The 13,693-nt window shown below is 72.5% G+C and carries 12 protein-coding genes; 8 read left to right on the top strand and 4 right to left on the bottom strand.

Annotated elements, in window-relative coordinates; translation table 11 throughout:
• The first annotated feature begins 64 nt into the window (after positions 1 to 64).
• From F4556_RS10145 to F4556_RS10135, 3 genes are all read left to right on the top strand, one after another.
• Complete coding sequence (locus F4556_RS10145) at positions 65 to 1,399, top strand: M16 family metallopeptidase (protein ID WP_184913560.1); 1,335 nt, start codon at positions 65 to 67, stop codon at positions 1,397 to 1,399.
• The gene (locus tag F4556_RS10140; protein ID WP_184913558.1) at positions 1,396 to 2,781 is read left to right on the top strand and encodes a M16 family metallopeptidase; all 1,386 of its coding nucleotides are present in this window, start codon (positions 1,396 to 1,398) and stop codon (positions 2,779 to 2,781) included. The genes F4556_RS10145 and F4556_RS10140 overlap by 4 nt, the downstream gene beginning before the upstream one ends.
• Positions 2,782 to 3,074: 293 nt before the next feature.
• On the top strand, positions 3,075 to 4,268 hold the full coding sequence (locus F4556_RS10135; protein WP_184913556.1) for an RtcB family protein: 1,194 nt from the start codon (positions 3,075 to 3,077) through the stop codon (positions 4,266 to 4,268).
• 4 nt (positions 4,269 to 4,272) lie between these two features.
• Here the strand turns inward: F4556_RS10135 and F4556_RS10130 are convergent, their stop codons facing one another.
• Complete coding sequence (locus F4556_RS10130) at positions 4,273 to 5,091, bottom strand: SANT/Myb-like DNA-binding domain-containing protein (RefSeq protein WP_184913554.1); 819 nt, start codon at positions 5,089 to 5,091, stop codon at positions 4,273 to 4,275.
• 130 nt (positions 5,092 to 5,221) lie between these two features.
• On the opposite strand from F4556_RS10130, the gene F4556_RS10125 reads away from it, so the two are divergent.
• Entirely contained in the window at positions 5,222 to 6,133 is a 912-nt protein-coding gene (locus F4556_RS10125; protein WP_313068234.1) for a glutaminase, read from the top strand.
• Between the two features lie 7 nt (positions 6,134 to 6,140).
• On the opposite strand, the gene F4556_RS10120 is transcribed toward F4556_RS10125, so the two are convergent.
• Positions 6,141 to 6,872, bottom strand: a complete 732-nt coding sequence (locus tag F4556_RS10120) for a GNAT family N-acetyltransferase (RefSeq protein ID WP_184913550.1) — start codon at positions 6,870 to 6,872, stop codon at positions 6,141 to 6,143.
• 73 nt (positions 6,873 to 6,945) lie between these two features.
• A complete protein-coding gene (locus F4556_RS10115) occupies positions 6,946 to 7,224 on the bottom strand; it encodes an HPr family phosphocarrier protein (RefSeq protein WP_184913548.1) in 279 nt (92 codons plus the stop codon).
• 228 nt (positions 7,225 to 7,452) lie between these two features.
• On the opposite strand from F4556_RS10115, the gene F4556_RS10110 reads away from it, so the two are divergent.
• The 4 genes from F4556_RS10110 to F4556_RS10095 all read left to right on the top strand — a co-directional run bounded on the left by F4556_RS10110 (position 7,453) and on the right by F4556_RS10095 (position 12,793).
• Entirely contained in the window at positions 7,453 to 10,233 is a 2,781-nt protein-coding gene (locus F4556_RS10110) for a bifunctional acetate--CoA ligase family protein/GNAT family N-acetyltransferase (protein ID WP_184913546.1), read from the top strand.
• A gap of 93 nt (positions 10,234 to 10,326) precedes the next feature.
• Complete coding sequence (locus F4556_RS10105; protein WP_184913544.1) at positions 10,327 to 10,917, top strand: DUF5998 family protein; 591 nt, start codon at positions 10,327 to 10,329, stop codon at positions 10,915 to 10,917.
• 9 nt (positions 10,918 to 10,926) lie between these two features.
• Entirely contained in the window at positions 10,927 to 12,096 is a 1,170-nt protein-coding gene (locus F4556_RS10100) for an alkaline phosphatase family protein (protein ID WP_184913542.1), read from the top strand.
• A 34-nt stretch (positions 12,097 to 12,130) separates the two neighbouring features.
• Positions 12,131 to 12,793, top strand: a complete 663-nt coding sequence (locus F4556_RS10095) for a thymidine kinase (protein WP_184913541.1) — start codon at positions 12,131 to 12,133, stop codon at positions 12,791 to 12,793.
• Positions 12,794 to 12,948: 155 nt separating this feature from the next.
• Here F4556_RS10095 and F4556_RS10090 read toward each other — a convergent pair whose 3' ends face one another.
• Entirely contained in the window at positions 12,949 to 13,653 is a 705-nt protein-coding gene (locus F4556_RS10090) for a VOC family protein (protein WP_184913539.1), read from the bottom strand.
• Positions 13,654 to 13,693 lie beyond the last annotated feature (40 nt).

Genomic DNA, 13,693 nt, shown 5'->3' with positions numbered 1-13,693 from the left:
CCACAATGAGGGAACGGCATTCCAGCCGCCCGGACCGACGACTCGAAGACGGGAAGGACCCAGCATGGCCAACCCGGCCCCCGCCTCCACCCGAGGCCTCGCCATCACCGAGCACCGCCTGGCCAACGGCCTGCGCGTGGTGCTCTCCGAGGACCACCTCACCCCGGTGACCGCCGTCTGCCTCTGGTACGACGTCGGCTCCCGCCACGAGGTGAAGGGGCGCACCGGCCTGGCCCACCTGTTCGAGCACCTGATGTTCCAGGGCTCGGCGAACGTGTCCAACAACGGCCACTTCGAACTGGTCCAGGGCGCCGGCGGCTCCCTCAACGGCACCACCAGCTTCGAGCGCACCAACTACTTCGAGACCATGCCGGCCCACCAACTGGAGCTCGCGCTCTGGCTGGAGGCCGACCGGATGGGCTCGCTGCTGGCCGCCCTCGACGACACCTCGATGGAGAACCAGCGCGACGTCGTCAAGAACGAGCGCCGCCAGCGCTACGACAACGTCCCGTACGGCACCGCCTTCGAGAAGCTCACCGCGCTCTCCTTCCCGGACGGCCACCCGTACCACCACACCCCGATCGGCTCGATGGCCGACCTGGACGCGGCCACCCTGGAGGACGCCCGGACGTTCTTCCGGACGTACTACGCGCCCAACAACGCCGTGCTCTCCATCGTCGGCGACCTCGACCCCGAGCAGACCATCGCCTGGGTCGAGAAGTACTTCGGCACCATCCCCGCCCACGACGGCAAGCAGCCGCCGCGCGACGGCACCCTGCCCGAGGTGATCGGCCAGGAGATCCGCGAACTCGTCCAGGAGGACGTCCCCTCCCGGGCGTTGATGGCCGCCTACCGCCTGCCGCACGACGGCACCCGCGAGGCCGACGCCGCCGACCTGGCGCTCACCATCCTCGGCTCCGGCGAGTCCAGCCGGCTCTACAACCGCCTGGTCCGCCGCGACCGCACCGCCGTCACGGCCGGCTTCGGCCTGCTCCGGCTGGCCGGCGCCCCCTCGCTCGGCTGGCTCGACGTCAAGACCTCCGGCGACGCCACCATCGAGCAGATCGAGACCGCCGTCGACGAGGAGCTCGCCCGGTTCGCCGCCGAAGGCCCCACCGCCGAGGAACTCGAGCGCGCCCAGGCCCAGATCGAGCGCGAGTGGCTCGACCGGCTCACCACCGTGGCCGGCCGAGCCGACGAACTCTGCCGCTACGCCGTCCTGTTCGGCGACCCCAAGCTGCTCAACGACGCGCTCGGCAAGGTCCTCGACGTCACCGCCGACGAGGTCAAGGCACTCGCCACCGCCCGGCTGCGCCCCGACAACCGGGCCGTCCTGGTGTACGAGCCCACCACCACCGACGACGCTGCCGAGACCGAGGACGAGGAGGCGGCGGCATGACCGACCCCACCCCCACCATGACCTTCCACCCGCAGCCCGCCGCGGGCACCCCCAGCCCCTGGGCCTTCCCGGCCCCCGAGCGCACCACCCTGGCCAACGGTCTCACGGTGCTGCACTGCAACCGCCCCGGCCAGCAACTCGTCGCCGTCGAGATCCAGTTGGACGCCCCGCTGGCCGCCGAACCGGACGGCCTGGACGGCATCGCCAACATCCTCGCCCGCGCCCTCAGCGAAGGCACCGACACCCTCACCGCCGAGCAGTACGCCGGCGAGCTCGAGCGGGCCGGCGCCACCCTGGACGCGCACGCCGACCACCCCGGCATCCGGGTCTCCCTGGAGGTCCCGGCCTCCCGCCTGGAGCGCGGCCTCACCCTGCTCGCCGACGCCCTGCGCGCCCCCGCCCTCCCCGAGGACGAGATCGAGCGGCTGGTCGCCAACCGCCTCGACGAGATCGTGCACGAGCAGGCCAACCCGGCCCGCCGCGCCGCCAAGGCGCTCTACGCCACGCTGTTCGAGGAGGCCGACCGGCTCTCCCGCCCGCGCAGCGGCACCGCCGACACCGTCAAGAACATCACCCGGGCCGCCGTCCAGTCCTTCTACGCCGACCACGTCCGGCCCGCCACCGCCACCGCCGTGGTGGTCGGCGACCTGACCGGCCTCGACCTCGGCGCGCTGCTCGAAGCCACCCTCGGCGGCTGGACCGCCGCCCCCACCGCCGCCGGCACGCACGCCCCGGTCACCGCCGACGACGCCGGACGGGTCGTCATCGTCGACCGCCCCGGCTCGGTCCAGACCCAGCTGCTGATCGGCCGGATCGGCCCCGACCGCCACGACCCGCTGTGGGCCGCCCAGATCCTCGGCACCTACTGCCTCGGCGGCACCCTCACCTCCCGGCTCGACCGCGTGCTGCGCGAGGAGAAGGGCTACACCTACGGCGTCCGGGCCTTCGCCCAGCCGCTGCGCTCCAACGCCGAGGGCACCGGCCGCGCGCTGATCGCCATCAGCGGCTCGGTGGACACCGCCTCCACCGCCCCCGCGCTGGCCGACACCTGGACCATCCTGCGCACCCTGGCCGCCGAGGGCCTGACCGACGCCGAGCGCGACGAGGCCGTCCAGTTCCTGGTCGGGGTCGCCCCGCTCAAGTACGAGACGGCCGGCTCGGTCGCCGCCACCCTGGCCGACCAGGTCGAGCAGTACCTGCCCGACGACTACCAGGCCGAGATCTACCGGCAGCTCGCCGCCCTCGACACCGCCGCCGCCACCGAAGCCGTGGTCGCCGCCTTCCCGCCGGACCGGCTGGTCACCGTGCTGGTCGGCGACGCGGCCGTGATCGCGGACCAGGTACGGGAGTTGGGCATCGGCGAGGTCACCGTCATCAGCTGACCCCAGCCTGCCGCGACGGCCCGACGGAGCATCAGCTCCGTCGGGCCGTCGTCGTTTAATCCGTTGCCGGGGTGTCGCCGCCTGTGGCTAGATAGCACCCGTCGCCCGGTCGGGCGGCCACACACAGGAGAGGAGGCGGTCACCATGCGGGTCGAGCGAACCAGCTCCCTCAGGCGACCGTATTCCCCCTGTACCGCTCGCTGAGCGCTCTCGTCTTCCCCGAGCCACGCCGGAAGCTTCGCGCGGCACCCTCACTAAGCTTGGAACCAGCCGACCCCTGGAGGTCGTTCACCATGTCGTACACCGAAGTCCCCGGCATCCGGGTCCCGATCCGGATGTGGACCAACCCCTCGACGGTCGAGGGCCAGGCCATGCAGCAGCTGCGCAACATCAGCTCGCTCCCGTGGCTGCACGGCCTCGCCGTGATGCCCGACGTCCACCTGGGCAAGGGCGCCACCGTCGGCTCCGTCATCGCCATGAAGGGCGCGGTCTGCCCGGCCGCGGTCGGCGTCGACATCGGCTGCGGCATGAGCGCGGTGAAGACCTCCCTCACCGCCAAGGACCTCCCCGACGACCTGTCCCGGCTGCGCTCGAAGATCGAGCAGGTCATCCCGGTCGGCCGTGGCCTGCACTCCGACCCGGTCGACCCGGGCAAGCTGCACGGCTTCGCGACGGCGGGGTGGGACGACTTCTGGAGCCGCTTCGACGGCATCGCCGGCGAGGTGAAGTGGCGGCGGGAGCGGGCTGCTCAGCAGATGGGCACGCTCGGCAGCGGAAATCACTTCTCGGAAGTTTGTATAGATACTAATGGCTCGGTCTGGCTGATGCTGCACTCCGGATCACGCAACATCGGCAAGGAGCTGGCGGAGCATCACATGGGTGTGGCCCGTGGCCTTCCGCACAACCAGGGCCTGGTCGACCGCGATCTCGCGGTGTTCATCGCGGACACCCCGCAGATGGCCGCCTACCGTTCGGACCTGTTCTGGGCGCAGGAGTACGCCAAGAAGAACCGTGCCGTGATGATGGCGCTCTTCAAGGACGTGCTGCGGCGCGAGTTCCCGAAGGCGAAGGTCACCTTCGAGGACGAGATCAGCTGCCACCACAACTACGTGGCGGAGGAGCGGTACGACGGTGTCGACCTGCTGGTCACCCGCAAGGGCGCGATCCGGGCCGGCTCGGGTGAGTACGGCATCATCCCGGGCTCGATGGGCACCGGTTCGTACATCGTCCGTGGCCTCGGCAACACGGCGGCCTTCAACTCGGCCTCGCACGGCGCCGGCCGGAAGATGAGCCGGACGGCGGCGAAGAAGAAGTTCACCGCGCAGGACCTCGCGGAGCAGACCAAGGGCGTCGAGTGCCGTAAGGACAGTGGCGTGGTGGACGAGATCCCGGGCGCGTACAAGTCGATCGAGAAGGTCATGGAGCAGCAGCGTGACCTGGTCGAGGTGGTCGCCCAGCTCAAGCAGGTCGTCTGCGTGAAGGGTTGAGAAGTCAGGCCGGGGTGTGCGGGAAGCGCACCCTGGCCTTCTTCGGTCCGATCAGTCGCCAACGCCGGGTCTGACAGCTCTTCACCGAGCGGTTCAGCAGGCGGGCCGCCTCCTCGGGGTCGGGCGTTGCGAGCAGGAGCTCGGTCTCCTCGGCGGTCCACTCCTTGCGGTGCATCCTCTTCATGCCGACGGGTCTGACCCAGTTTCCGACGTCATCCGCAGCAGCCTGCTTGCGAGGGAGTGCCAGGCAGCCTGGGTAGTAGAGCACTTGAGTCAGGGTCATGGCCTCCTCCCGCGTCAGCAGGATGTTGTAGATGTTGTCGCGCGTGTTGCGCCTCGCGGTGCGGGCCCTGCCGGTCAGACGCTCGGTGTAGTCGCAGTAGTACCGGACGAGCGCTTCGCTGGCCGTGGTGACGCCGACGAACGGCAGATCCTGTGCGGTGCGGCCGACGGATCCGTCGGCGTCGATGATGCCTCGGATGTAGTCCCGTTCGGAGTAGGCAACGGTCGGCGGGGCTATGTTCAGCGACTTGCGGCCGCTCGGCAGACCGAGGGCCTGGAGCCGCTCCCGGAACTCCAGGGCGCAGACCGTCCAGAGCACCGAGGTGTGCTCGGTCGCGAAGTTGGTGCTGCGGGTGCGGTAGCTGATGGTGCTGTTGTACGGGCAGAGCCGCTGGAACTCCTCCAGCAGCGGCGCATCGCGGGCGGACAGCTCCACCGTGAGCCGCCCCTTGCGGCCGGGCCCCTGGCTGAGGTGTCCGTCCGCCTGGATGAAGCCGAACATGTAGGCGTGCTCGGGCCGTTCGAGATCGAAGCCGTTCATGCGGCACAGCGTGCGCTGCACCAGCCCCGCCCACCGCTGCAACCAGGTCGGACCATCCGATCGGATGGAATGGCTAAAGTCGAAATGTCTGATTCTCTGTCAGTCCACCCCACGTAGGCAGAATGGCGGCGTGGACTACCAGCAGCTTCTGCACGACGTGATGGACACCGCCCTGCGCGCCCCCGGCCGCGGCCGGCCCGCCGACTACATCCCGGCGCTCGCCGCCGTCGACCCGACCGCGTTCGGGATGGCGATCGCGACCGTGGACGGGGAGGTGTACGGGGCGGGGGACTGGGAGACGCCGTTCTCGGTGCAGAGTGTGTCGAAGCTGTTCACCCTGGCGCTGGCGCTCGCGGAGGGTGGGGACGAGCTGTGGAAGCGGGTGGGGCGGGAGCCGTCGGGGAATCCGTTCAACTCGTTGGTGCAGTTGGAGACCGAGCACGGGATCCCGCGCAATCCGTTCATCAACGCGGGGGCGCTGGTGGTGACGGACCGTCTGCTGGAGCTGACGGGGGACGCGGTGGGGGCGGTGCGGGACTTCCTGCGGGCGGAGGCGGGGAACGACGGCATCGAGGTGGACGACGCGGTGGCCTCCTCGGAGGCGCGGCACGGGCACCGGAACGCGGCGCTGGCCCACTTCATCGCCAGCTACGGGAATCTGCGCAACCCGGTGGACAGCGTGCTGGCGCACTACTACGCGCACTGCGCGATCGCCGCCAGCTGCCGCGATCTGGCGCTGGTGGGCCGGTTCCTGGCCTCGCACGGCGTACGGGCGGACGGCTCCCGGCTGCTGACCCGCAGTGAGGCGAAGCGGGTGAACGCGGTGCTGCTCACCTGCGGGACGTACGACGCGGCGGGGGAGTTCGCGTTCCGGGTCGGGCTGCCGGGCAAGAGCGGGGTGGGCGGCGGGATCCTGGCGGTGCTGCCGGGCCGGGGCGCGGTGTGCGTGTGGGGTCCGGGGCTGGACCAGGCGGGGAACTCGGTGCTGGGCGTCGCGGCGCTGGACGCGCTGACCACCGCGACCGGCTGGTCCGTCTTCTGACCGGGGGTCAGGCCGCGCAGGCGGCGATCTCGCGCCACTCCAGCCCGAGCCGCCGGTAGAGCCGGATCGCGGCGGTGTTCCAGGAGTCGACCAGCAGCGCGGCCCGCCCGCTGCGCCGCAGCTGGGTGTCGAGCACCAGCCGGCAGGCGGCCTCGGCGTGGCCGCGCCCGCGCCCGTGCGAGGGGTCGGTGGCGACGCCGGCCAGCAGGCCGACCTCGGGGGAGCTCCAGGCGTCGGCGGCGATCGCGGTGAGGCGGTCGGCCTCGTCCCGGACCCCGGCCCAGGCGGTGGCGCCGGGGCGGCCGGGGTGGGCGTACGAGCTCGCGAAGTGCCGGTCCAGCAGGGCGGCGGCCTCGGGCAGCTCGGCGGGGGTGAGCCAGCGGGCCGCGGCGGCGCCGGTGGCGGGGGAGAGGCTGCCCGTGACGGACATCCAGCCGAAGCTGCCGAGGTAGCGGTGGCCGACCGGCTCGGCGAGTTCGGCGAGCAGGGCCCGGTCGCCGAGCGGCCGGTAGCTCGGTCCGCACCGGTCGAGGACGCCCCGGACCAGCGGGACGGCGTCGCTCAGCGGACCCCGGACGGCGATCCGGTCCCGGCCGGAGAGGCCGGGTGAGGCGACCGCGACGGCGCCGCCGTGCCGGAAGGCGCGGGCGCCGCCGCGCAGGCCCTGGGCGGCCCAGAGCAGCAGGGCGTCGTCCTCGGCGGCGTGGGTCAGGTCCTCGACGGTGGGCAGTTCGATCACGACGCGGAATTCTGGCAGAGCATGCGGAAGGGCCGCACCCGAGATATTCCGGTGCGGCCCTTCCAAAAAAGCGTCAGGCGGCGGGGAGCTCGTCCAGGCCCTCCTGGACCAGCTTCGCCAGGCGGTCCAGGGCCTCGTCGGCGCCCTCGGCCTCGGAGGCCAGGATCACCGCGTCGCCGCCCTGGGCGCCCAGGCCGAGCAGGGCCAGCATGGAGGCGGCGTTGACCGGGTTGCCGCCCTCCTTGGCGATCGTGACGGGCACGCCGACGGCGGTCGCCGCGCGGACGAAGACCGAGGCGGGACGGGCGTGCAGGCCCTCGGGCCAACCGATGGTGACGCGGCGCTCAGCCATGAGACGTGCCTTTCAGGTGGTGCTGGTGGAGCTATGTTGTCTAGACCATTGTGGCACGCAAACCGTGAGGTCGCGCCGCCCGGGGACGCTTTGGTGGCCAAGGTCCCACCCTGCCCCGCCGACCGGCCCACCGCCACGCGGCTCGCCGCCGACCCGCGGCCCGGCCGGTTCGCAAGACCCACCCGCACGACCGGGTCCCGCAGGCGTTCGAACGTCTAACCTGGCGCTGTGGAAGACCCCGCGCCGCACCGCGACGAGCACAGCTACCCCCAGCACTGGGAGGCCGACGTCCTGCTGCGCGACGGCGGCACGGCCCGGATCCGGCCGATCACCGAGGCCGACGCCGACCGGCTGGTCGAGTTCTACGAACGGGTCTCCGACCAGTCGAAGTACTTCCGGTTCTTCGCGCCCTACCCCCGGCTCTCCGACAAGGACGTCCGCCGGTTCACCCACCACGACTACGTCAACCGGGTCGGCCTGGCGGTGGTGGTCCGGGACAGGTTCATCGCCACCGTCCGGTACGACCGGATCGACCCGGACGGCCGCCCGTCCGTCACCGGCACCGACGCCGAGGTGGCCTTCCTGGTGCAGGACGCGCACCAGGGCCGGGGGGTGGCCTCCGCGCTGCTGGAGCACATCGCCGCCGTCGCCCAGGAGCGCGGCATCCGCCGGTTCACCGCCGAGGTGCTGCCGGAGAACCGCAAGATGGTGAAGGTCTTCACCGACGCGGGCTACACCCAGCAGCGCTCCTTCGCCGAGGGCGTGGTGCACCTGGAGTTCGACCTGGAGCCGACCGACTCCTCGCTGGCCGTCATGCGGGCCCGCGAGCACCGCGCCGAGGCCCGCTCGGTGCAGCGGCTGCTGACCCCCCGTTCGGTCGCCGTGATCGGGGTGTCCCGCGGCCCGCAGTCGGTCGGCCGGGCGCTGCTGCGCAACCTCAGGAGCAACCCGGGCGGCTTCGACGGCGAGGTGTACGCGGTGAACCGCAACGCCCCGCCCGGCACCGTCGTCGACGGCGTGCCGACCCACCGCTCGGTGCTGGAGATCCCCGGGCCGGTCGACCTGGCGGTGATCGCGGTACCCGCCACCGCCGTACCGGGCGCGGTCGCGGACTGCGGCGCGCACGGCGTGCAGGGCCTGGTGGTGGTCACCGCCGGGTACGCCGAGACCGGCCCGGAGGGGCGGGACCGCCAGCGCGCGCTGGTCCGGCAGGCCAGGGCGGCCGGGATGCGGGTGATCGGCCCGAACGCCTTCGGCCTGCTGAACACCGACCCCGAGCACCCGCTGAACGCCTCGCTCGCCCCGGTGCTGCCCGCCCGCGGCCCGTTCGGCCTGTTCTGCCAGTCCGGCGCGATCGGCGTCGCGCTGCTGGAGGCCGCGCACCGCCGGGGCCTGGGCGTCTCCTCGTTCGCCTCGGTCGGCAACCGGGCCGACGTCTCCGGCAACGACTGGCTGCAGTACTGGGAGGAGGACCCGGCCACCGAGGTGGTGCTGCTCTACCTGGAGTCCTTCGGCAACCCGCGCAAGTTCACCCGGATCGCCCGCCGGCTGGCCGCCAACAAGCCGGTCGTGGTGATCAAGGGGGCCAGGCACACCGGCAGCCTGCCGCCCGGTCACGCCGTCCAGCCCGCCGCCAGCCGGCTCCGCGACGCCACCGTGGACGCGCTGTTCCAGCAGGCCGGCGTGCTGCGGGTGGAGACCATCACCGAGCTGTACGACGTCGGCGAGCTGCTGGCCCGCCAGCCGCTGCCGGCCGGCGACCGGGTGGCCGTGGTCGGCAACTCCGACTCGCTCGGGCTGCTCACCCACGACGCGCTGCTCAGCGCGGGGCTGCACCCGCGCTCCCCGGTCGACCTGACCACCGGCGCCACCGGCGAGAACTTCCGGATCGCGCTGGACACCGCGCTCACCGACCCGCTGATCGACGCGGTGATCGCGGTGGCCATCCCGCCGATCGCGGCCCAGGGCCCGACCCCCGACCTGGGTGCGGACGAGCCCGAGTTCGCCGACGCCCTGCTCGAAGCATCAGGCCGGGCAAGGGAGTTGGGCAAGCCGCTGCTGCTCGCCCACCTGGCGCTGACCGAGCTGCCGGAGCGGCTGCGGGCCGGTGGCATCCCCGCCTACCCGGCCCCCGAACGGGCTGTGCACGCGCTGGCCCAGGCGGTCAGGTACGCCGACTGGCGGCGCCGGACCGCCGAGGCGGAGCAGACCGCCCGGGTGCCCGAGCTGAGCCGGATCGCCGAGACCGAGGCCCGCGCCCTGGTCGAGGCCGCCTTGCAGACCCGGACCGCCGTCGCGGCCAGGACCCAGCCCGGCGGGGCCAGGATCACGCTGCCCGAGGCGGAGGCCGCCGCGCTGCTCGGCCACTACGGCATCGACGTGCACCCCGCGCTGCCCGCCCCCGACGAGGAGAGCGCGCTGCGGGCCGCCGCCACCCTCGGCTACCCCGTCGCCCTCAAGGCCACCGCCGAGCACCTGCGGCACCGCCCCGACCTGGGCAGCGTCCGGCTCGACCTGACCGGCGAGCCCGGACTGCGCCGCGCCTTCCGGGAGTTGGACGCGCTGCTGGGCGGCGCCGCCAAGGCGGCCCTGGTGGTGCAGCGGCTCGCCCCGCGCGGGGTGGACACCGTGATCGGGGCCACCGTGGACCCGGCGGTCGGCGCGATCCTGTCCTTCGGCCTGGCCGGCGCCCCGGCCGAGCTGCTCGGCGACGTCGCGCACCGGCTGATCCCGGCCACCGACCAGGACGTGGCGGCGCTGATCCGGGAGGTGCGGGCGGCCCCGCTGCTGTTCGGCTGGCGCGGCGCGGAGCCGGTCGACACCGCCGCGCTGGAGGAGCTGCTGCTCCGGGTGTCCCGGCTGGTGGACGACCTGCCGGAGGTCGCTTCGGTGGACCTGGAGCCGGTGGTGGTGGGCCCGAACGGCCTTGCGGTACTGGCCGCCCGGGTACGGATCGCGCCGCTCCCGGTACGAAGCGATCTGGGGCCGCGCGCCATGAGCACCCTGTAACCTTCCTTGGTTGCGTCCGACCACGGACGCCCTCGGCCAGAAGCTCGGCGCAGTGCCGCCCGCTTCGTCCGCGGGACATGCCAGGATGGAGCTATGGCGAAGACCGGTACCACGACCACGCAGGACCTGCGCTCGGCGATCGAGCGCAGTGGCTACTACCCGGCGCTGGTCTCCGAGGCCGTGGAGTCCGCGGTGGGCTCCGAGCCGATCGTCTCCTACCTGGTCCACCAGGAGACCACCTTCGACGCCAACGAGGTCCGTCGGCACGTCACCGTGCTGGTGCTGACCTCCTCCCGGTTCGTGGTCAGCCACACCGACGAGCAGAACGGCGACGCCGCGACCCCGGTGCCGTACGCGACCACCTCGACCGAGTGCGTCCGGCTGGACCGGATCGGTTCCGTGGTGCTCAGCCGGATGGTGGCCAACCCGGAGACGTACACCCCCGGCACGCTGCCGCGCGAGGTGGTGCTCACGATCGGGTGGGGTGCCGTGCAGCGGATCGACCTGGAGCCGGCCGGCTGCTCGGACCCGAACTGCGAGGCCGACCACGGCTACACCGGTTCGGCCACCGCCGACGACCTGTCGCTGCGGGTCAGCGAGGCGGGTGACGGTCCGGAGACGGTGGCCCAGTCGCTGGTCTTCGCCCGGGCGTTGTCCGAGGCCACCATCGCCAACCGGGGCTGACGCGCTCTCATGACCACGCACCTCGGGTACGAGGCCTTCGAGATCCTCGACCCCTCCGACGCGCCCGCCCCGCACTACGGCACCGGCTCGCTGGCCGACCTGCTGCCCGCCGTGGCGGCCGGGCTCGGCGTGCCCGGGTTCGAGAGCGGGCTGCCGCTGGCCCCGGCCGACCGGGTCTGCGTCTTCCTGGTGGACGGGCTCGGCTGGGAGCTGATCAAGCGTCACCCCGAGTACGCCCCGTTCCTGAACTCGCTGATCAACGGCGGCGGCCGCTCCATCACGGCCGGTTTCCCGTCCACCACCGCGACCTCGCTGGCCTCGGTCGGCACCGGTCTGCCGCCGGGCCTGCACGGCCTGGCCGGGTACACCGTCGCGGTGCCGGGCGCCAACCAGCTGATGAACCAGCTGCGCTGGCAGCCGCCGGTGAAGCCGACCGTCTGGCAGCCGTACCCGACCGTCTTCCAGCAGGTGCACGCGGCCGGGGTGGCCACCGCGCAGGTCTCCTCCCCGCTGTTCGCGCAGACCCCGCTGACCCAGGTGGCGCTCTCCGGCGGCACCTTCCTCGGCCGCACCACCGGCGAGGAGCGGATGGACCTGGCCGCCCAGTGGCTGGCCGAGCACGACCGGGCGCTGGTCTACACGTACATCAGCGAACTCGACGGCGCGGGCCACCGGTTCGGGGTCGACTCGGACGAGTGGCGGATGATGCTGGACAAGGTGGACCGGCTGGCCAAGCGCCTCGCCGAGCAGCTTCCGCCGCGTTCGGTGCTGTACGTCACCGCCGACCACGGCATGATCGACATCACCCCCGAGGACCGGATCGACTTCGACGAGGACTGGGAGCTGAGCGCGGGCGTCGCCCTGCTCGGCGGCGAGGGCCGGGCCCGGCACGTGTACGCGGTGCCCGGGGCGGCCTCGGACGTCTTCACGGTCTGGAGCGAGGTGCTCGGGGACCGGATGTGGGTCGCCACCCGGGACCAGGCGATAGCCGCGGGCTGGTTCGGCCCGACGGTGGACGAGCGGGTGTACCAGCGGATCGGCGACGTGGTCGCCGCCGCCCGCGACGACATCGCGGTGATCGCCTCCCGCAGCGAGCCCGGCGAGTCCTCGATGATCGGCCTGCATGGCTCGATGACCCCGGTCGAGCAGATCGTGCCGCTGCTCGAAGTCCGTGCCTGAACCGCTCCACGACCGAAAGGCCCCTGCTCCACCCATGGCTGAACTGGTGTTCTTCTCGGGCACGATGGACTGCGGCAAGTCGACGCTCGCGCTCCAACTCGACCACAACCACGCCGCCCGCGGCCGCCGGGGCATCATCTTCTCCCGGCACGACCGGGCCGGGGCCTCCACCATCTCCAGCCGCCTCGGCCTGCGCGCCGAGGCGGTCGAGGTGACCGACGGCTTCGACTTCCACGCGCACGTGGTGCAGCTGCTCTCGGCCGGCGGCCGGGTGGACTACCTGATCTGCGACGAGGCCAACTTCTACACCTCCGAGCAGGTCGACCAACTGGCCCGGGTGGTCGACGAACTCTCCATCGACGCCTTCACCTTCGGCATCACCACCGACTTCCGCACCAAGCTCTTCCCCGGCTCCCAGCGGCTGGTCGAACTGGCCGACCGGGTCGAGGTGCTCCAGGTCGAGGCCCTCTGCTGGTGCGGCGCCCGCGCCACCCACAACGCCCGCACGGTGGGCGGCGTGATGGTGGTCGAGGGCGCCCAGGTGGTGGTAGGCGACATCGCCAAGAACGAGGGCGAGGTCGGCTACGAGGTCCTCTGCCGCCGCCACCACCGCCGCCGCCTGACCGCCGCCACCGCCCGCGCCTCGGTGCTCTCGCCAGACGTCCTCCCCTTCGGCGACAACAACCACCGCACCTGAGGCACACGGTGCACCCTCAGGGGCTCGGGGAACTGCGACGCCGACCTCGTACAAGGTGATCCGTGCAGGGGTGGTCAGGCACTTTCGCAGTGACCCGAACGCCAGATCTCCTCGCAGTTCCCCGAGCCCCTGACCGTAGATACGTACCCGTCTGCCTAGGGCGTGACCCCGACCACCGAGAAGCGGCCGCCCTGCGGATCCGCCAGCCGGGCCACCCGGCCCCGGTCGGTGTCATGCGGCGCCACCAGCACCCGCCCGCCCAGCCGTTCGGCCTGAGCCGCCGTCAGATCCGGGTCGGCGACCGCGAAGTGGACCCGCCAGCGCGGCGGACCGTCCCGCAAGGCGCCCGGCCGGACGGTGCGCTCGACCCCGGAGCCGAACACCATGTCGTAGAAGAAGCCGGCCTCCTGGTCCGGGGTGAGCAGCTCGGCCCAGGCCGGTGCGCCCGGTACGTTCCTGACGTCCCAGCCGTGGTGCTGCTCGCCCTGCCAGAGGCCGAACACCGCACCCGCGATGTCCGAGGCGATCGCCAGCCGCCCGGCGTCCGCGGCCTGCAACGGTCCGACCGCCACGGTGCCGCCGCATTCGCGGATCCGCTGCGCCACGTCGTCCGCCTGGTCCACCGCGAAGTACGTGGTCCACTCGACCGGGTGGCCGGTGCCCAGCGGCTGATCACCCAGACCGGCCACCTTCGCCCCGTTCAGGGTGGCCCGGACGTAGACCCCGAGCTGGCTCGGGCCCGGCCCGAACTCCCAGCCCAGCAGGGCGCGGTAGAACGTTTTCGCACCCTCCAGGTCATCCGTCATCAGGCTTACCCAGCAGGGCGTGCCCTGGGCCACTCGGGCCTTCACCGCGGTCATGGCGGACCTCCTTGGGAGCGCGTCGCAGAGGAATGGTTCC

It is taken from the genome of Kitasatospora gansuensis (assembly GCF_014203705.1).
Lineage (GTDB): Bacteria > Actinomycetota > Actinomycetes > Streptomycetales > Streptomycetaceae > Kitasatospora > Kitasatospora gansuensis.
The sequence above is the reverse complement of the archived record's forward strand: the minus strand, read 5'-3'. Positions and strand labels throughout refer to the sequence as shown.